Source organism: Halorhabdus sp. CUG00001, from assembly GCF_009797925.1.
Lineage (GTDB): Archaea > Halobacteriota > Halobacteria > Halobacteriales > Haloarculaceae > Halorhabdus.
In genome coordinates, this window is the sequence record NZ_VOLB01000001.1 from 2,097,169 (window position 1) to 2,115,598 (window position 18,430).

Here is an 18,430-nt window from a genome sequence, read left to right on the forward strand (position 1 = left end):
TCGGCGTTGCTTCGGTCGAGACAGGCAAGCCGCCTGTTTCACTGACCCGTAGGAGCCAAATGGCGCACTACGGAGGTGAACAATGGCAGATCAGGACATAGAGGATGCAGTCTCTCGCGCACTCGAGGATTCGCCCGACCGGAATTTCACCGAGACGGTGGACCTCGCAGTCAATCTGCGCGATATAGACCTTGACGACCCGTCGAATCGTATCGATGAGAGCGTGGTTCTTCCAGCCGGCACTGGCCAGGAGACCACCATCGTGGTCTTCGCCGACGGCGAGACCGCGATCCGTGCCGAGGACGTCGCCGACGACGTTCTCGACGGCGACGATCTCGAAGACCTCGGCGACGACGACGACCAGGCCAAAGACCTCGCCGACGAGACCGACTTCTTCATCGCCGAAGCGTCGCTGATGCAGGATATCGGTCGGTATCTCGGGACTGTGCTCGGTCCACGCGGGAAGATGCCCGAGCCACTCCAGCCCGACGACGACGTCGTCGAAATCGTCGAGCGGATGAAAAACACGGTCCAGCTGCGCAGCGGCGACCGACGCACGTTCCACACGCGCGTCGGTGCCGAGGACATGTCCGCCGAGGAGATCGCGGACAACATCGACGTCATTCTGCGCCGGCTCCACGCCGACCTGGAGAAAGGGCCGCTGAACCTCGACTCGGTGTACATCAAGACGACTATGGGTCCCGCTGTGGAGGTGGCCTGAGATGAGCGCCGAGCGCAAGACCGAGACGATTCCCGCCTGGAAGCGGGAAGAAATCGACGACCTCGTCGAGACGCTTCAGTCGTACGACAGCGTCGGTATCGTCGACCTGACGGGGATCCCCAGCCAGCAGCTCCAGGACATGCGCCGGAACCTCTACGGCACCGCGGAGCTGCGGGTCAGCCGGAACACACTCGTCGAGCGTGCCCTCGAAGCGGTCGACGACGGCCTCGGAGAGCTCGTCACGTACATCTCGGGCCACGTCGGCCTGATCGGGACCAACGACAATCCCTTCGGGCTCTACCAGCAACTGGAAGCCTCGAAGACGTCGGCCCCGATCAACGCCGGCGAGGTCGCACCCAACGATATTGTCATCCCCGAGGGTGACACGGGAATCGACCCCGGGCCGTTCGTCGGCGAGCTACAGAGCGTCGGCGCCAACGCCCGCATCCAGGAAGGCTCGATCAAGGTCCTCGAGGACTCGACAGTACTCGAAGCCGGTGGCGAAGTCTCGGCCGAGCTTTCGAACGTGCTGGCCGAACTCGGCATCGAGCCCAAGGAAGTCGGGCTGGACCTGCGTGCCGTCTACGCCGAGGGCGTCCTCTTCGAACCCGCGGACCTCGAACTCGATATCGAGCAGTACCGCAGCGACGTCCAGGCGGCGGCCGGCCGTGCCCGGAACCTCTCGGTCAATGCCGTCTTCCCGACGGCCGAGACGGGGCCGACGCTGCTCCAGAAGGCCCGCGGCGAGGCAAAGAGCCTCGGCCTGCAGGCCTCCATCGAGAGTCCGGACCTGGCCGACGACCTCGTGAGCAAGGCCGACGCACAGGTTCGCACGCTCGCGAGCCGGATCGACGACGAGGAGGCCCTGCCGGAGGAGCTTCAAGGCGTCGAGGTCACCCCCGAGACCACCGAGGAACAGGCAGACGAAGACAGCGATGCCGAGGACGCCACCGAGGAAGCCGAGGCGGCTGACGCCGACGGCGACGACGGCGACGACGGCAACGACGGCGACGACGAAGACGGCGGCGATGCACTCGGCGAGATGTTCGGATAACGGAGGATACACCAATGGAATACGTTTACGCAGCACTCATCCTGAACGAAACGGGCGAAGAGATCAACGAAGACAACCTGACGGACGTGCTCGACGCTGCCGGCGTCGACGTCGAGGAATCCCGCGTGAAGGCCCTCGTGGCCGCCTTAGAGGACGTCGACATCGACGAGGCCGTCGAGGAAGCCGCTGCCGTGCCTGCCGCGACGGGCGGCGCTGCCGGCGGCGAAGTCGAAGCTGCTGAGGAAAGCGACGACGAGGAAGCCGAAGCCGACGACGAGGACGAAGGCGGCGACGAGGAAGAAGCCGGCGACGACGATGACGAGGAGGCCGACGGCGAAGGCCTCGGCGAGTTGTTCGGCTAACTGCCGACGGCACCGTCTTTTCGACGTTGACTCTGCCCCCACAGCGACTGGTCGGTCTCGTTTACTCGCGTGCCCGATCCGGGTCGCCAGCGACGAGCGTCTCGACGAGCACTGCTTGGAAGCCGTCCGCATCGACGGACTCGATGACGTCGGTTCGTGGCTCGCGGTCCGTGACGTCATCGCTGTCGACGGACGTGTACCCACGCGTCAGCCCCTCGCGGTCGTCTACGTCGACGGCGTCGGTCCGGCGTCGCTCGATCAGCTCCGGGAAGACAGCCACAGCGGTCGCGAGCGCGTCGGGCTGGATGCCGGAACCGTCGACGTCACCCGGCTGGAAGACCGTCTCGTAGAACGAAGCCAACCGGGCGTCCTCGGCGGCGTCGACGATTCGCTTTTCGGCGGTCCCATCGAGCGTGCCGTCCCGCAGGGTGAGTCCCCAGTCGACCAGCGTGACGTCGAAGCGGTCGAGAACGATCTTTGCCGCGTCGGGGTCGGCCCAGAAATTGAATTCGGCAGCCGGCGTGACGTTGCCCGCAGTGTGGACGTTCCCGCCCATGACGACGATATCGGCGAGGAGGTCGTTCAGATTCGGCTCGCGTTGGACGGCGAGTGCGAGGTTGGTGAGCGGGGCCAGACACACGAGCGTGATCTCGTCGGGATGCTCGCGGGCCATCTCGACGATATACTCTGGCCCGAAGCCATCGGCCGAGGGGACGTCAGTCTCAGCGACGAGATCTGGCCCGAGTCCGCCTTCGCCGTGGACGTCCGTGGCGTGGTCGTGGTCTTTGACCAACGGCGATCGTGCGCCCTCGTAGACAGGGATCTGCGCGGCGGCGTCAGCGAGCTGTAGCGTGTACTTCGCATTTTCGACCTGGCGATCGAAAGCAACGTTGCCGGCCCCGATCGTCAGTGCTTCGACAGTGACGCGGTCGGATAAAACGGCAAGCAGAATGCCAAGTGTATCGTCGGTCGCGGTGTCGGTGTCGACGATGATGCGGTCTGCCATGTCGTCGGTTCTGGTCCTCGACTTAGATATCTTGTGTCGCGCGGCCTGCCGGGTCTTTCACGCGTCTTGACGGATGTCTTGGATCGCTGTCCGCCTCGGCAGCGAGGGCGTCGCACCGGCCTCGGTCGCCGCGAGTGCTCCGGCGGCAGTCCCGAGATCGAGCGCGTCACGGAGCGAGAGGCCATCACCGATCGCCGTAGCGAACGCACCGACGAACGCGTCCCCTGCCCCGGTGGTGTCGACGGGATCGACAGCGTAGGCGTCCAGCTCGATTGTCTCCGACGGTGTGCTCGCGAAGACGCCCGCCCCGCCAAGCGTGACGACGACGACCTGCTCGTCGTGTGCACGCAGATCTGCGGCCGTCGCCGCCAGCTCGGCCATCGAGAGCTCGCTGTCGGCGTCTCCATCGCTGTAGAACAGGGCTTCCGTTTCGTTCACGACGAGATAGTCGACGACTTCGAGAAGCCCGTCACGAACGTCCTCGGCCGGTGCCGGGTTCAAGATCGTGGTCGCGCCCCGGGACTGTGCCCACTCGAAAAATGCCTGGATCGTCGGCTGTGGGACCTCGAACTGGGAGAGGGCGACGGCCTCACCGGTTATTTCGACGTCTGTGACGTGTTCCGGGGCGAGTGTGGCGTTGGCTCCGGGGACGGCGACGATGGCGTTTTCGGCGTCCGCATCGACGGTGACGAGCGCGACTCCGGTCGAGGTGTTCGGCATACGCCTGACGTGTGCCGTCGAGAGTCCGTCTTCAGCGTCGAGATCGGCCAGCAATTCCTCGCCGAATCGATCGCTGCCGACGGCGCCGAGCAGGTCGACGGACGCCCCCGATCGTGCGGCTGCAATCGCCTGGTTGGCTCCCTTTCCGCCAAGCGCGTACGAGACGGACTCGCCCGAGACCGTCTCGCCGGGCCGCGGTCGGCGCTGGACACGCGCCGTGATATCCTGGTTGATGCTGCCGGCGACGTAGACGTGGCTCATACCGTCCTATCCGTCGGCTCGCGAAATACGTCTTCTCCCCGAAGTCCGTGTCTCCCGGACCGGTGACTCAGCCCGCAAACTCGTAGAGGTCGTCCCCGACGTGGTGGATCGTGTCGACGACCTTCCCCTCCTCACCGACCATCTCTGCGCCGTCGACCCGCGCCCGTCCGACTGCCAGCACTTTCCCGTGGTTCTCCTCGGCGATGACGACCAGATCGCCGGCCGCGATCGACTCGTCGGCTTCGGTGATCCCGGGCCGCATCACGTCTGCCCCGTCGGAGACGAACGAGATCGCGCCGGCGTCGACGGTGACGACGTTCTCGGCGGGTGGGTGGTCGTTGGCACCCCGGACCGTCAGGAACGGGTCGTCGGCCCCGCCGGAGTCGTCGTCGGGGACATAGAAGACAGTGGGTTCCCCGTCGACGAGGACGACCTCCCAGTCGCTGTCCTCGAAGGTGACTTTCTCGTAGGTGTCGGCGCCCAGTTCGACGCCCAGTCCGTCGGCCAGGGCGTCCTCGATCGCATCGATGGCGTCCGCCCGGAGGTGGTGGCGGGATTTGACGTTCATATCCGTCCACTGGCGTCGGCAGGGGTTAAATCGACCGCTCTCCGCCACCGGCGTCTCGCTCGGCCGGTGTCTCCACCTGCATGGTCGTCTGCCAGGAGCATTGCACTCCGTTAGGGGTCGATACCGAGGAGTCACTCGTCCCAGGACTCGTTGCTCACGTAGATTTTGTACCCGACGGACTCTGGGTCTGCGTCGCTGAGATTGAGAGGGCCGAGACTGAACGTGCCGGTTTCCGCTGGATCGAGATTCCCCACGAACATCGCGTCCGTCTCGCGTCGGTCGTTGGGATACTCGATATCGAGGAGAACAAACGAGCACGTACTGTCGCTCCCCTCGTTTCGGACGGTTCCCTCGACGTAGTATATCTCGTCGGTCGTGGCTGCCAGCGAGTGGTTCACCACGTCGATGTCGTCGTGGTCGGGACAGAATGCAACGTCAGGTGCGGTGGCCACGTCCGTTGGCTCCTCGACGGTGACGTCTTCGACGGTGACAGTCTCGACAGTCACGTTCGCCGGGTCCGGAACGGTGATATTCCCGACCGTCGGGACGTCGGCGGTCGGGCCAGCGCTGGAGGTCGCGGTGTCCTCGCTGCCTTCTGTGCAACCCGCCAGGGCACTCCCGACGACGCCACCGAGGACAGCGAGGAGGTCACGACGCTTCATGGCCCAAACTACGCACAATAGTCGGAAATAATTGCCCCTAACGCTGTGTCATCGCCCAGCACTTCGTCGGTGGACGGCGTCGAAACGCCTACCTACCGGCTGACCGTACCGGTGGGCATGACCGCCCAAGAGGAAGACGCCCAAGCCGCCCATGGCACGCCCGAGGGTCAGGGGCCAGTCGAGATCGACGAGGAGATGGCCCGCCACTTAGCGAACAAACGTGAGGAACTCTTCGAGAAGTTCGAGATTCCAGACGGCTTCCCCCCAGACGTCATCGAGGAGGCCGAGGAAGCGACGACGAACTACGAAGCCGACATCGCCGACGCCGTCGACGAGCGCCAGGATCTCCGCGAACTGACGACGTGGACGACCGACCCGATCGATGCCCAGGACTTCGACGACGCTATCTCGATCGAACGCCGCGACGACGAGATCGTCCTGTGGGTCCACATCGCCGACGTGACCCACTACGTGAACCCGGACACGGCGATGTGGCGTTCGGCCGTCGAGCGGGCCAACACCGTCTACTTGCCGGGCTACACCGTCCACATGTTGCCGCCGATCCTCGCCGAGACCGTCTGTTCGCTGGTTCCCAACGAGGACCGGCTGGCTCACACCGTCGAGATGCACTTAGATCCCGAGACCCTCTCATACGAGAACATCGAGATCTACAAGTCCGTCATCCGCAGCGACGCCCGGTTGACCTACACGGAGGCCGAGCGCTTGCTCGACGAGCCAGAGACGGCCGAAGATGTCCTCGAAGACCAGTCGGTCGATCTCGCCGAAAAGACCCAGCAGGTCTGGGAGTTGGCCGACCAGATGCACGAGCAGCGCAAGGAGGACGGCAGCCTGGTCTTGAATCCCCGTCGGGATCGTGCCCACACGATCATCGAAGAGTGCATGCTCAAGGCCAATAAGGCCGTCACGCACGTCCTCATGTGGGATCGCGGCGTCGAGGCGATGTACCGCGTCCATCCCCAACCTAGCCCCGACGAGTGGAGCGAGGCCCTCCAGGAAATCCAGGATCTCGATGGTGTCTCGATACCCGGCGGGGCCTGGGACGACCCCCGCATGGCCGTCAACGCCACCCTCGAAGATGCCCCTCAGCGCCAACTGGACAAGATCCAGTGGGCCGTCATGAAGGTGATGCCCCGGGCGAAGTACATGAACGACCCCTTCGGGGGCCACCACGCGCTGAACTTCGAGATCTATGGGCACTTCACCTCGCCCATCCGCCGACTTTCCGATCTCATCAACCACTGGATCGTCCACACCAACGACGTGCCCGAAGACCTCCTGGCGTTGTGTGATCGAGCCAGCGACAAACAGCAGGACGCAGAACAGTGTGAACGTGAGTACAAAGGCTTTCTCGAAGAAGTCGGTCTCGACCCCGCGGCGGTCAACAACCGCGGCATCGAAGTCGTCGCGGACGACTGATCGCCGCCACTGGAGCCAACTTAGACGAACGCCGGCCCGCTGATCGATTCGTCTTCGGCGGTTTTCCAGGAATGCTCTGGTTTCCAGTCCAGCAGTGACTCGGCCTTTGCAGTCGAGAACGCCGATTGCTCGCCCGTCAGGTCACAGTCCTCGGGCAGGGAGCCAAAGCCTGCCTCGATTGCTCTGGCCGTCTCGACACCGAGGAAGTTGTCGGGGCCGAACGCGTTGAACACTTCGTGGCCCTCGAAGTCAGCCTCCAGTGTCGCCTCGACGAGCGAGGCGACGTCCCGCACGTCGATGTACGACCAGAAATTGCCGAAGCGTCCGGCACTCTCGACGTCGAACTGCTCCCGGAGCGGCGTCACCTCGTATCGGCCGGGATACTGGACCCAGGAGACACGCAGTGAGGCGACGGAGACGTCGAACGCGTTCGCTACACGGGTGGCTGCTGCCTCGCCCGCGAGCTTCGACGTCTCGTAGCCGTTCCACGGCTCGACCGGCTGTGTTTCAGGTATCGGCAGTGAGTCCGGGAGTTCCGGCTCGGGCCAGTGGGTCCCGTAGACGGTTTCACTCGACGTCCAGACGATGTCCGCCCCGGCCCGCCCGGCCGCTTCCAGGGTGTGATACGTGCTCGTGACGTTGTTCTCGTAGACGTCCCCACCGGCGTTGTCTTCCTCGTGAGGAACGTTCCCACAGTGAACGACTGCGGCCGGATCCGCATCCAGAATGGTCTCCCAGACCGGTCCCTGGTCGGTCAGATCGACCGCCTGGAAGTCTACACTATCGACAGTGGTTGTCTCCGGCAGTGTCAGATCGACGGCGACGACGGTGTACTCCCCTCGTAGTCTCTCGACGAGCCAACTCCCGACACCGCCGAGTGCGCCAGTGACGACGATTGTCTCGGGCATAGGTCGCTTTCTGATCCGCTGGACATAAAGATGCGTTCTGCCCTTCCACGAGCTACATTCCGGCGTGGTGTTCAGCGGAGATCCCTCCCCGTCGACGAACATCGAGGCCAGTTGCCGGGCCCGCCAATGAGACGCAGACGTAACCGACCGTCCATAACTTATGCGTTGAATATAAATATATTTTCGTAACTTTTATGTGTGTTTTATAGAATAATGCAGACTGTTTCGCGTGTGTTCGTTCAAGTCTTGCAGAATTTTTTTAGTGCGGACAGCGATTAGTGACAGACGAGGTGAAACGATGGCTGTGAGTGATCGTTCCCGCGGTTTGACCGTCGGCAAGCGCCCACTTGCTCTGCGGTCCCGGTACGATATCCATCTCGCGGCCATTCCCGTGGTGTTCATCGTGGCCGCGATGATGAGCAGTATCGGCTCGCTACCGATCCACGTGACGATGGTTGGGGCCTCGCTTCTGGGTGCGGTGGTCGTACTCGATGGACTGTTCTTCAATCCGCCCCGGGTCGGCGACTCGCCGTGACTCGCGACACATTTTCGTGGCCCCTCGTTCGGTGTGCGTGATGTCGCTTGCAAAGCTGACTCGTCGGGAGCCGGCAGTGGGTGTCGTTCCCAAACTGGTTGGGTATTCTGTTTAACAAAATCCTCAGCTAATGTCTCACGTGACAACGAAGTCACCACATTGCGACTGTCGGTACCCTTACAAACGACGGATGCTAACAGCGTCACTGTCACGATAGATCTCGATGTCATCTGAACCCATCACAACCAGCAAAGCCATCCATCGCCGCACAGGGACGACGTTCTACGTCGCGACGAGACTACTGCCAAATCGGACTCGGCGAGCGACGTACGTACTGTACGCGTTCTTCCGGATCGCAGACGAGGTCGTCGATCAGGAGGATCCCCCACCTGTCGACCAACAACGGCACAAACTGAACGCGATTCGCGCTGCGGCGAAAGGTGAGAGCGCGGAGACGTCAGTGCTCTCGGCGGACGAACGGGAGGTTCTCGATGCGTTCCGGACGCTGGCCGAGCGCAACGACCTCGATTCCGACGAGATCGATGTCTTCGTCGATGCCATGGAGCAGGATATCGAGAAAGCACGCTACGAGACCTACGACGAACTGACCGAGTACATGCGTGGGTCGGCTGCCGCCGTTGGCAACATGATGATGACAGTCATGGACGTGGCCGAACGCGACCGCGCCGACCCTCACGCCCGGTCGCTGGCGGAAGCCTTCCAGCTGACGAACTTCGTCCGTGACGTTCGGGAAGACATCTGTGAGTACGACCGGGTGTATCTCCCCCGTGAGACTCTCGAACGCTTCGACGTGACGGAAGACCAGCTCAGACGGGGCGAGATGACCGAGGACGTCGCTGCCGCGATCCGGACTGCTCTGGCCCGAACGGAGTCGCTGTACCGCCATGGAGTCGCGGGGATCCGCTATCTGCCTTCCGACGCCCAGTTTGCCGTCCTGCTGGCGGCGGTCCTCTATGCCGAGCACCATCGGCGCATCAGAGCCATCGACTACGATGTCTTGAACGAAGACGCTTCACTGTCGAAAACCCGGCGGCTGTGGCTCGTCGCCAAGACCTACTACCACTGGCGCCGCACCGGCGACCCGGAGACGGCGTTCTACGCCGCCAGTGCGATCGGCGACACCGACGAGGACGCCGATCGAAGCCGGGCTTTCCGGACTGTCCCGGAGCAAGTCGCCTGAAGTGCTCGTGCCTGGACGTCTGGCGTTCCCTGCCACTGTGTCTGACGTAAAGCCTAAACCCGTTCCGGCCGCTCACACGCCTATGGGACTAATGAGCAAGATTCTCGGCGGCACTGGTACCTCTCGGCGGACAGACGATTACGTCGAACTGGACGCACAAGACATCGACACGACAGCGGAAACCGCCCAGCGAGAGGTCCGGATCGCCCGGATCGGCGAGAAACAGGACGTCATCGAGATCAAGGATGCGGTCTACGACGGCGATATCGTGATCGCCGATATCACGCGCCACACGACCAAAGATCGGACGATGGAACACATCAGCGACGAACTCAAACAGGTCGCAAACGAGGTCGGCGGCGACATCGTCCAGAAAGACGACGACCAGTTGATCATCACCCCATCAGGGGTCGCGGTCAGTCGCGAACGCCTCGGCCGGTAGATTACGAGATATCGTCGGGTGCGTCGGCGTCGTCTTCGACGTCTCGCTTCATCGAATCCCGGCGTGCTTTCGCGTCACGACCGGTCGACTCTTCGAGGAAGTCGTTTTTGATCGCGACGGCTTCTTCGGCGGCTTCGACGTCTCCTGCCGCGATGACTTCCTCTGCGGGTCGTTCCTCGATGTCGAGTGCAAGCTTGTCTTTCTTGCCGCTGTAGGGGACAGTGCCGACCGTTACCCGTTCGAAGACGGGGTTGTCCGGGTCTTCGACGATGAGCAATTCCGTGTCGTTGTACGGTTCAGTGCCGGCGATGGGGCCGAAAAACTCCTCGACTTTCGCCCGCATGTCCGGGACGCGCTCTTCGAGATATTCGCCCCGTCGCATCTTGTACTCGCGCATGGAGGTCCGTTCGTGAAGCGCGGGTTTACCCTTTTCGCGTCGGTTCGATCACTCGGCCTCGTGGACGAGTGTGCCCCGGTGACACTCCGGACAGTAGTCCCCAGCGCGGAGCGACGAGGCTTCGACCGAGGTACTGAACGCACACTCGCTACACTGGAACTGCCCGTCCGGGACGGTTGCCGTCGTCTCACTGGCCTGCTCGCCATCCAGATCGGGTGCCGTCTCCGACCAGACGGCCGAGTCGGCTTCTTCGGCGTGGTCCTCGACCGACGGTGACTCCTCGCCGACAGACAGCTCTTGTTCGGGCGGTTCCAGATCCACCGGCGGTTCGGCCTCCGGTTCCGCGGTCTCTTCTTCGGGCCACTCCCCAGGGTCACGACCCGATTGCTCGGGTTCGTCGTCTTCGAGGATGACACCGTCGTCCTCGGCCGCCGACGTCGGCGGCTCGACGGTTGCTTCCTCGGGGCCAGAATCGGGGGTCCCGCCATCGTCGCCCGCTTCTGCGTCGACGATCTCGGCGTCGCTCTCGGCTGGGTCCTCGGCTTCCGACTCGTCTGCAGCGTCGGCCCCTCCTAACGCCACGTCGTCGGGCGTTTCGACGGTCGTTACTTCCTTGTTCTCGGAGACGACGCGCGTTTCGCCACAGCGCTCGCACGTTTCGACTTCCCGGATCGTGATGACGACCTCGCTCCCTTGCTCTTGGCGCTCGCGCTCGACGGCCGCCTCACCGAACGCGTGTCCGAACAGCGAACACTTGATACCCATTGCCATGAAGTCGCCGCCTACAGGTTAAAAGCGTACTGCTTGGCGGAGTCGTCGGTTCCCCTTCGAACGAGGACGCCGTCGTTCGATCCTCGGGTTCTCTGCTGGGCCGTGTCGGGAACAAGCGTAAATCCCATCGCCTCGAACACAGCGATATGCAAGTCAAGCCGGAGTACCGCACGCGTGAGGAGACTGAGGTCGCGGTACTCGATGCGCTCGCCGAACGCGCCGAGGACGGCATGACTGTCTTCGAGATTCGGTCGCGTGTCTCGGTCGACATCGACCGCCTGGAGACGGCCCTGGCCGATCTCAAAGCCGACGACCTGATCGAGGCGACCGAGGAAGACGACGGTCGGACAGTCATCGTCCCCGACGAGGACGTGATCGGGCCGGAGTCGGACGAGCAATCCCCATCACTCTTCGAGCGCGTTCGCGACCAATTTGGCGTTTGAATTCGTCGTCGCCGCGACCACCGAGTGGAGTGGGCTCGGCAATAACTGAGTCGACAGGGGCCGCGCCACGGGGCGTCGATACCACTGCAGGCCCCACCCGATCCCAACAGTCCTTGCTTGTTGGCCTTTCGTGAATACGTGTCGGACCCGCTGCTCGTCGCTCACTCTGTGATCGCACAGTCGCCCTCGTAGGTGACGGCCTGGACCGAATCGACGGCCGGCTGGTCGCCACAGATCGGGCACTCCGGCCGGGATTGCAGCGGGACTTCATCGACGTTCATCGTCGTCGCGTCGTAGTGGAGCACGCGGCCCTGAAGAGAGTCCCCCAGCGCAAGCAGGTGTTTGATGGTCTCGGTCGCCTGGATGGTCCCGATCGTGCCGGGCAAGATCCCGAGAACGCCCGCCGTCGCACAGTCGGGGATGGCATCTTCCGGTGGGGCCGTCGGGAACAGACACCGGTAGCAGGGACCGGTTCCGTCGAAGGTCGTGACCTGTCCTTCGAAGCGATAGACGGCACCGTGGACGAACGGCGTGCCCGTCAGCGTACAGGCATCGTTGATGAGGAACCGAGCCGGGAAGTTGTCGGTCGCGTCGACCACCACGTCGTACTCGTCGATGAGGGCCGGCGCGTTCTCGGCCGAAAGCGTCGTCTCGTGGGTCTGGACCGTGACGTCCGGGTTGAGATCGCCGACGAACGCCGCGGCGCTGTCGACTTTCGGCCGCCCGACGTCCTCGGTTCCGTGGACGACCTGTCGCTGGAGGTTCGATCGTTCCACGACGTCGCCGTCGACCAGCCCCAGCCGGCCAACGCCGGCGGCGGCCAGATACTGGACGACCGGCGCGCCGAGTCCGCCGACGCCGACGACCAATACGGCACTGTCGAGCAGTTGCCCCTGGCCGTCTGGGCCGACTGATTCGAGGACGATCTGCCGGGAGTAGCGATCGAGTTGCGCTGGATCGAGCGACGCCGCCATACCTACGCCTGGGGGGCCTGGATCATAAGCGGGTCGTTCCAGCCGACCGATCGCTCGGGGCGTCTCACTCTCTGGCTTGGGTCCGCACGTCGACTCGCGTCTCGCCCCCGCTGTCGTCGATATCGATCGACCAGCCGTGAGCCTCGGCGATCGTCCGGGCAATCGCCAGTCCGTAGCCGTGCCGGTCGGCTTCGGTCGTGTACCCGACGTCGAACAGTCGATCGTGCTCGCCCGCCGGTGGACCCGGCCCCTCGTCGGTCACAGCGAAACCCGCTGCGGTCTCGCGAACCGTCACCGTCGGTTCCGGACCGCCGTGGACCTCGGCGTTCTCGAGCAACTCCTCGAGGAGTTGCTCCAGTCGCTTGGCCTCGGCTTCGATCGTCGGGTCGCCATCGACGGCCAGCGTGCCCGCAGTGTCGAGGCGATCCCAGCTTTCTCGCGCCAGTGTCTCGACGTCGATGGTCGACGTCTCGTCGACCGGCTCGCCGGCTTCCGCGAGCGTGACCGTCGTTTCGATGCGCGCCTCCAGATCCCTGTGTGCCTGGAGTACCGTCGAGAGATGCTCGCTGTTGCAGTCCTCGGTGACCAGTTCGAGGCGACCGGCCGCCAACTGAAGCGGATTTCGTAGCTCGTGGGAGACGGCGGTCCGGAGTCCTTCGACCAGCCGGTGATAGCGGTCACACTCCCGCTTTGCGTCTTCCCGTTCGGTCACGTCCCAGGTCGCCCCGACCACTCCAGTCACTTCCCCGTCCTCGTCGCGCCAGGGGACTTTCGTGTTCCGAACCCAGATGTCACGTTCCGGGTCGTACCGCTCTTGATCGACGATCGGTTCGCCGGTCTCGATGATTTCGAGTTCTTCGCGGGTGGTTTCTTCGGCCCACTCGGCGTCGAAGTACTCGGCGTCAGTCTGCCCGACGAGGGCCGGTGAGCCGAAGCCGTAGTCGCTGACCCAGGTGTGGCGGGCCTGCTCGTCTTTGACGTAGACGTGTACCGGGACGTGTTCGAGAATGGCTTCGAGCACCCGGTCTTTTCGGCGAAGTGATCGTGTCTGATCGCTGAGGCGCTGTTGGGCGCGGTGCTGCTCGACGGCGTTTTCGATGCGGTTTGCCAGGATCGCCACCCGCTCGGTGCCAGTCCCCTTCCGGACGTAATCGGTGACGCCGGCGGCGATGGCGTCACTGGCGATTTCCTCGCTGCCCTTGCCCGTAAACAGGACGAACGGAAGATCCGGGTACCGTGTGCGGACCCGATCGAGTAACTGTAGACCGTCGACCCCGGGCATCTGGTAGTCACTGACGACACAATCGAAGGTATCACTCGCCAGCCGACCGGGCACGGCTGCCGGGTCCGATTCGATCTCGACGTCGAAGTGGTCGCTGTGGCTGGCCAGTAGTTCGGCGACCACTTCGGCGAATTGCGGATCGTCGTCGACCTGTAGTATCCGAACCGGCCCGTCCATACGCCCCCATTCAGCACACGGTGCCAAATCTCTATCCCCGTCACGCCAGGCCCCCCAGGCCTCGGTTGTCTCCTTTAACGGTTGCTGACTGCTCCGCGAACGCTTTTATTCTGCAGCCACGTCACCGCTTGCGGGCCGAATCGAACGACATATCGAGGTCGTCGAGTCGCTCCGCCCACTCTTGGCGGTCCTCTTGGTGGTCTTCGAGGAACTGTGCCATCAGTTCGGCGGCCTGCTCTTTACAGCCGCCACAGAGGCGTTCGCCGCCGGCACACTCCTCGTAGACCTCGGTCGCCAGGTCGTCGTCGTCGTTCGCCAGGAGATACGCGTACAGCTCGTAGACCGGACACTCGTCGGGCTTGCCGCCCTTCTCGCGTTGCTCGTCGGCTGTCTCGCGGCCACCCGTCGTCGCGGCTTTGACTTTGTCGTACCCGTCTTCGGGGTCGTCCAACAGGCTGATGTGACTCGCCGGGACCGACGAGGACATCTTCCCGCCGGTCAGCCCGGTCATAAAGCGGTGATAGATCGAGGATGGCGCCAGGAAGCCATAGCCGCCGTGGTCGAGTTCGACTTCGCGAGCGAGTTGCTCGGCTTCGGCGTGGTCCAGGTCGAAGGCGTCGATGTGTTCGTCGTAGACGCGCTTTTCGCCGTCGATGGCTTCGATCAGCGCCTCGAAGGCCGCCTCGGTCGCGTTGCGATCGAGGAACCGAACCCGGGGCCGGAGTGGTTCCTTTCCAGCTTCCCGGAGCATCGTGATGACGCGATCGACGGTCATCGCGTCGGGATCGGTGGCGTCGCGATCCCGCCCGTTGTCCAGATACGTAGCGGCGTCGCCACACCGGATGGTCTGGTCGGGATGCTGTGCTGTGAGCGTCTCGTAGGCCGCCGCGAGGAGCTGCCGTTCCTCGTCGTCGGTCTCGAAGGAGGCGTAGGCCGCCGTGACGCCGAAGTATCGCGTCCGGGCGGCGACGTCCCGTGCCAGGCGCATGTGTGGGTCCTGGTCGGGGCCGACCGGGATGACGGTCGGCTTTGGCTCCGCGAGTTGTGGGTAGAGGATGTCGGCCATCTGGGTGACGACGCTTTGCATGTGGCTGACGTCGGTCTCACCGTCGAACCCGTAGATCCCCTCGAACTCGGCAAAGCGGGCCTCTGCGCCGAGTTCGAAGGCCAGGTCCTGCAACTCGCGGTTCTCGGACTGTCGATAGAGCGTCCCTTCCTCGGGGTCGAAGCCGAGTGCGAGCAGCGAGAGGATGTAATCCCGGGCGTGCTCGTCGATCTCCTCCCAGGTGAGCCCGCGGGCGGCGTGGGCTTCCAGATCGGCGATCAGCCCGTAGGCGTCCCCGCCCTGCTGTTGATGCCAGATGATCTCGTCGAAGACCAGCTTGTGGCCGATGTGGGGGTCGCCGGTCGGCATGAACCCCGAGAGGACCGCAAAGGGGTCGCCATTGCGCATCGCGCGGGCGACCGGTCGGTAGTCCCGATGGCCGAAGATGACGCCACGGCGCATCAAGTAGTGGGGATCGGGCACTTCGGGGAGTATCGTCTCGAACTCCTCGATGCCGAACTCCTCGAAGAGATTGCGGTAATCGGCGACCGTCGAAGACCCCCACGGATCAAGCGTCGTGTCGTCTGCGCCGGCGGCGGCCCCGCCGTCAGTGCGGAGATGTGGGTCTATCGGCCCGCCCTGTTGGTTGTCTATCGATTCGTCGTCGGAGTGTGTATCTCGCGTCATTGCTGTCGTGTCTTGCGTGATTGGAGTCTGCAACCACCGGGCCGAGAAAGCGGAGGGAGCATCGCCCGCCGGGCGACGAGTTACGCCCGCCGGCCGGCGACGGCGACACTGTCCACTTCCCGGGGGTGCCAGCGACGGCCGTCGGGGGAAGTGGACGCCATGTGCGTACGTCTCCACCAGGAGGGCTTTAATGGTTTTCCATCCTCACGGCGTCAGTCGGCCGACTTCGAGCCACTCGATGTCCGTCTTGCTGTCGGAACTACTCACCAGTGCGAACACCATCCGTTTGCGGACGCCGTGTGCGAGGCGTACGTCGAGCGCGAGGTCACGCGGCGAACACGCGTGGTCGGCGGGCAGCACTCGGACGAGCAACTCGGAGTGGCCCAGTGAATCGACGGTGTCGACGTCAGCGTAGGTCCGGAAGTCCGCACCGAACTTGTACCCCGTCTTGGGCACGACGCCACGGTCCCGGAGGGCGCGGTAGACTGCAAGCCGGCGGTCGAATCGCTCGCCTTCGACCTCACGGCCACACTCGACGATCGCGTCCTCGCCACCCGCGACCTCGAGCACGCCACGCCCGGCCAGGGCCGCGGCCTCGACCAGTGAGAGCTGGAGCGGTTTGCCCGCGTCGTCGTCCAGCGGCTGTCCGTAGAACCCTTCGTGGTAGAGTCTCGACGGGGGCTCCCATACCAGCACCCGATCGCCCAGCAGGTCGGCCTCGACGTCGGTCGGTAGATCGAGCCCGGAAGTGCCCTCGACAGTCGGGTAATCGGTTTCGAGATACGTGATCGCCGACTCCTCGTCGACGACCGCCAGGACGCTCTCGCCGAGCGAGGCCGCCGAAACGGCCGTCCGCTCACTTTCGGCCCGCACGCGGTAGGCCACCTCCTCGTCCCAGGGGCCGTTCCCACGAGGATAGACGACGAAATCCGCCCCCGAAGGATCGTCGACCCAGCCGTCCCGTGCCGGCGAGAGGTAAAAGCCCCGATCCCGCAGGTCCTTATACACGAGGACGTCGATCTCGGAGACGGCAGCCGAGGACAGCAGTGCCCGGAAGTCCAGCGATTCACCGCTTTCCGCGTCTCGAACGGACTCGATGTCGCTTCGATACAGCAGGTGGGCCGCCTCGACGGGGGCCAGTTCGAGGCCCTCCGCGACCGGCCGGCCGTACCCTCGCGAGTCGTAAAACTGCTCGCGAGCCCTGCCATCGCCACGGACGACACCGCTTTCGAGGACCAGTTCCATGTACTGAGGTTCTAACGCGGGATCAAAGGGCCTGCGGTCCGCCCTCGGCGTGCCTCAGGCGTTCGCCGGTGTCTCTGATTCCGGTGTCCGCCAGGCTTCACAGGTCGCGTCCAGACACCGCTGCCCGCCGGCCGTCTCGAACAGCGGCAGGCCACAGTCACATTCGTCCACGACGACACCGGCTGGGAACGCAAATCCCGTGTCACACGCTGGGTACTGTTCACATCCAGCGAGCAACCCACCGCGGCGAATGATCCGAAGGGCACTTTCGCAGTTCGGACAGTCCCACTCCCGATCGAAGGCCTCGGTGACGGCCTGGTCCATCGACTCACAGTCCCGGTCGACACAGACTTCGAACGCCCGGCCTCGTTCGACTCGCATCCGCGGGAGACCACACTCACACTCGGTCTCGAGCACCTCGGCGTCGCCGGGGAGTCCGTACCGGGCGTCACACCCCGTACAGACCACCGCGTCGGCGGCCCGGACCAGCACATCACGACAATCCGGGCACTCGCCCACTGGCGTCCCGGCGGCGCTTGCGGGGTAGCGACCGCTCGCCGTTTCGTCGTGAATCGTGACCGCGAGGCGCTGGTCGCCGTCGCTGGCAACGAGGTGTGCCCCGTCGATCGTCACCGTCTCGGCGCGGGTGAGCCAGGCGATCGGCTGGTAGCCGTCGGCGTCGTGGACCAACACGGTGTTGTCGGGTTTGACGACCACCAGTACCTGGCCGCGCTGTTCGTGCTCGCGAACCCGCGAGCCGTCGAAGGTAGTCGTACACTCTCCGGCAACGACGTAGATGCCATCGTGCATACGCCCGCTGGCCGCCCTCTCCGGTATAAACGAACGGCACGATCGACCCCTGCGGCCCGGATCGACCAGCCTCAATCTCCGGTGTCTCCGTCCCATGCTGCCGCTGGTCGCGGCCCGCTCGCCGCTTCATGGCGGTCGGTCACCCTGTCGGGTACCGCTCGTGTTTGCCGCCGTTCCGAGAGGCCAGTGTCATCTCTCACCGTGTGCCCGGCTCGACGATCCAGTCGGCGTCCCCCTCGACGGCGTTGTGGATCGTCAGTCGGGCCACTTCCGGGTGGGCGTTGGTCTCTCCGCCGGCAGGGAGAAATTCCATCGTCTTCGGGCTGCCACTGTCGCCGAGGTGTGCCGCGAGGGTGAGGACGGTCCCCGCCTCGGCAGCGACGAACTCGCGGTAGACCTGGGTTTCGCCGCCGGGGACCGTCGTTTCGAGCGCCGCCTCGCAGTCGTCTTCGAGGACCGTGATCGAGACCCGTACCGACTGGTTGGCCACGTTCTCGATCACGACCGTTCCGCCTGGGTGTGTCGGCTCGGTCCCGTCGAGCACCCCCGGTCCGGACCAGGCGAGGATCGATGCGACTCCGAGCGCGCTTCCGACCGCTGTGAGGAACTGGCGTCTGTCAGCCATCGGTTCGGGAGTCGCCGCTGGCAATCGCTCGGGGCACTGTTTGCCAACTCTGTCTCTCGATTCTTCGCTCGCTGTAGCCTCGTCTGGAAGGGACCGA

The 18,430-nt window shown here is 64.3% G+C and carries 21 protein-coding genes; 8 read left to right on the plus strand and 13 right to left on the minus strand.

Annotated elements, in window-relative coordinates:
* Positions 1–82 precede the first annotated feature (82 nt).
* Genes FR699_RS10430 through rpl12p form a run of 3 tightly spaced genes read left to right on the plus strand, consistent with a single transcriptional unit; the run spans position 83 to position 2,137 of the window.
* Complete coding sequence (locus FR699_RS10430; protein ID WP_154552828.1) at positions 83–721, plus strand: 50S ribosomal protein L1; 639 nt, start codon at positions 83–85, stop codon at positions 719–721.
* A gap of 1 nt (position 722) precedes the next feature.
* Positions 723–1,775, plus strand: a complete 1,053-nt coding sequence (locus FR699_RS10435) for a 50S ribosomal protein L10 (RefSeq protein WP_158855371.1) — start codon at positions 723–725, stop codon at positions 1,773–1,775.
* A gap of 14 nt (positions 1,776–1,789) precedes the next feature.
* Entirely contained in the window at positions 1,790–2,137 is a 348-nt protein-coding gene (gene rpl12p / locus FR699_RS10440) for a 50S ribosomal protein P1 (RefSeq protein WP_154552826.1), read from the plus strand.
* A gap of 61 nt (positions 2,138–2,198) precedes the next feature.
* Here rpl12p and FR699_RS10445 read toward each other — a convergent pair whose 3' ends face one another.
* From FR699_RS10445 to FR699_RS10460, 4 genes are all read right to left on the minus strand, one after another.
* Positions 2,199–3,143 carry a nucleoside hydrolase gene (locus tag FR699_RS10445; RefSeq protein WP_158855372.1) on the minus strand — a complete coding sequence of 315 codons (945 nt, stop codon included), beginning with the start codon at positions 3,141–3,143 and terminating at the stop codon, positions 2,199–2,201.
* Positions 3,144–3,200: 57 nt separating this feature from the next.
* Entirely contained in the window at positions 3,201–4,124 is a 924-nt protein-coding gene (locus FR699_RS10450) for a ribokinase (RefSeq protein WP_158855373.1), read from the minus strand.
* A gap of 67 nt (positions 4,125–4,191) precedes the next feature.
* Entirely contained in the window at positions 4,192–4,692 is a 501-nt protein-coding gene (locus tag FR699_RS10455) for an RNA-binding protein (RefSeq protein WP_158855374.1), read from the minus strand.
* 131 nt (positions 4,693–4,823) lie between these two features.
* Complete coding sequence (locus tag FR699_RS10460) at positions 4,824–5,354, minus strand: hypothetical protein (protein WP_158855375.1); 531 nt, start codon at positions 5,352–5,354, stop codon at positions 4,824–4,826.
* A 117-nt stretch (positions 5,355–5,471) separates the two neighbouring features.
* Between FR699_RS10460 and FR699_RS10465 the strand changes: the two genes are divergently transcribed.
* Complete coding sequence (locus FR699_RS10465; protein ID WP_154552821.1) at positions 5,472–6,791, plus strand: ribonuclease R family protein; 1,320 nt, start codon at positions 5,472–5,474, stop codon at positions 6,789–6,791.
* Positions 6,792–6,811: 20 nt separating this feature from the next.
* On the opposite strand, the gene FR699_RS10470 is transcribed toward FR699_RS10465, so the two are convergent.
* Positions 6,812–7,699, minus strand: coding sequence for an NAD(P)-dependent oxidoreductase (locus FR699_RS10470; protein ID WP_158855376.1), 888 nt, complete (start codon positions 7,697–7,699; stop codon positions 6,812–6,814).
* Positions 7,700–8,003: 304 nt separating this feature from the next.
* On the opposite strand from FR699_RS10470, the gene FR699_RS10475 reads away from it, so the two are divergent.
* The 3 genes from FR699_RS10475 (at position 8,004) to sepF (ending at position 9,877) form a co-directional block, all read left to right on the plus strand.
* A complete protein-coding gene (locus FR699_RS10475) occupies positions 8,004–8,234 on the plus strand; it encodes a hypothetical protein (protein WP_158855377.1) in 231 nt (76 codons plus the stop codon).
* A gap of 223 nt (positions 8,235–8,457) precedes the next feature.
* Positions 8,458–9,435 carry a phytoene/squalene synthase family protein gene (locus FR699_RS10480; protein WP_154552818.1) on the plus strand — a complete coding sequence of 326 codons (978 nt, stop codon included), beginning with the start codon at positions 8,458–8,460 and terminating at the stop codon, positions 9,433–9,435.
* 82 nt (positions 9,436–9,517) lie between these two features.
* The gene (gene sepF / locus FR699_RS10485) at positions 9,518–9,877 is read left to right on the plus strand and encodes a cell division protein SepF (RefSeq protein WP_154552817.1); all 360 of its coding nucleotides are present in this window, start codon (positions 9,518–9,520) and stop codon (positions 9,875–9,877) included.
* A 1-nt stretch (position 9,878) separates the two neighbouring features.
* Here sepF and FR699_RS10490 read toward each other — a convergent pair whose 3' ends face one another.
* Both FR699_RS10490 and FR699_RS10495 read right to left on the minus strand, forming a co-directional pair.
* Complete coding sequence (locus tag FR699_RS10490; protein WP_154552816.1) at positions 9,879–10,274, minus strand: DUF5611 family protein; 396 nt, start codon at positions 10,272–10,274, stop codon at positions 9,879–9,881.
* A gap of 48 nt (positions 10,275–10,322) precedes the next feature.
* Positions 10,323–11,039: a hypothetical protein gene (locus FR699_RS10495; protein WP_158855378.1), complete on the minus strand. Its 717-nt coding sequence runs from the start codon at positions 11,037–11,039 to the stop codon at positions 10,323–10,325.
* 152 nt (positions 11,040–11,191) lie between these two features.
* On the opposite strand from FR699_RS10495, the gene FR699_RS10500 reads away from it, so the two are divergent.
* Positions 11,192–11,488, plus strand: coding sequence for a DUF6432 family protein (locus tag FR699_RS10500; protein ID WP_154552814.1), 297 nt, complete (start codon positions 11,192–11,194; stop codon positions 11,486–11,488).
* A 161-nt stretch (positions 11,489–11,649) separates the two neighbouring features.
* On the opposite strand, the gene FR699_RS10505 is transcribed toward FR699_RS10500, so the two are convergent.
* From FR699_RS10505 to FR699_RS10530, 6 genes are all read right to left on the minus strand, one after another.
* Positions 11,650–12,462 carry a molybdopterin-synthase adenylyltransferase MoeB gene (locus tag FR699_RS10505; protein ID WP_158855379.1) on the minus strand — a complete coding sequence of 271 codons (813 nt, stop codon included), beginning with the start codon at positions 12,460–12,462 and terminating at the stop codon, positions 11,650–11,652.
* Positions 12,463–12,526: 64 nt separating this feature from the next.
* Entirely contained in the window at positions 12,527–13,921 is a 1,395-nt protein-coding gene (locus FR699_RS10510; RefSeq protein ID WP_158855380.1) for a response regulator, read from the minus strand.
* Between the two features lie 121 nt (positions 13,922–14,042).
* Positions 14,043–15,653 (minus strand): tryptophan--tRNA ligase, encoded by a 1,611-nt coding sequence (locus FR699_RS10515; RefSeq protein ID WP_158855381.1) that lies wholly within the window; start codon positions 15,651–15,653, stop codon positions 14,043–14,045.
* A 204-nt stretch (positions 15,654–15,857) separates the two neighbouring features.
* Entirely contained in the window at positions 15,858–16,898 is a 1,041-nt protein-coding gene (endA, locus tag FR699_RS10520) for a tRNA-intron lyase (RefSeq protein WP_158855382.1), read from the minus strand.
* Positions 16,899–16,952: 54 nt separating this feature from the next.
* The gene (locus FR699_RS10525; protein ID WP_158855383.1) at positions 16,953–17,708 is read right to left on the minus strand and encodes an endonuclease NucS domain-containing protein; all 756 of its coding nucleotides are present in this window, start codon (positions 17,706–17,708) and stop codon (positions 16,953–16,955) included.
* Positions 17,709–17,904: 196 nt separating this feature from the next.
* Positions 17,905–18,333 (minus strand): hypothetical protein, encoded by a 429-nt coding sequence (locus FR699_RS10530; RefSeq protein ID WP_158855384.1) that lies wholly within the window; start codon positions 18,331–18,333, stop codon positions 17,905–17,907.
* Between the last annotated feature and the right edge of the window lie 97 nt (positions 18,334–18,430).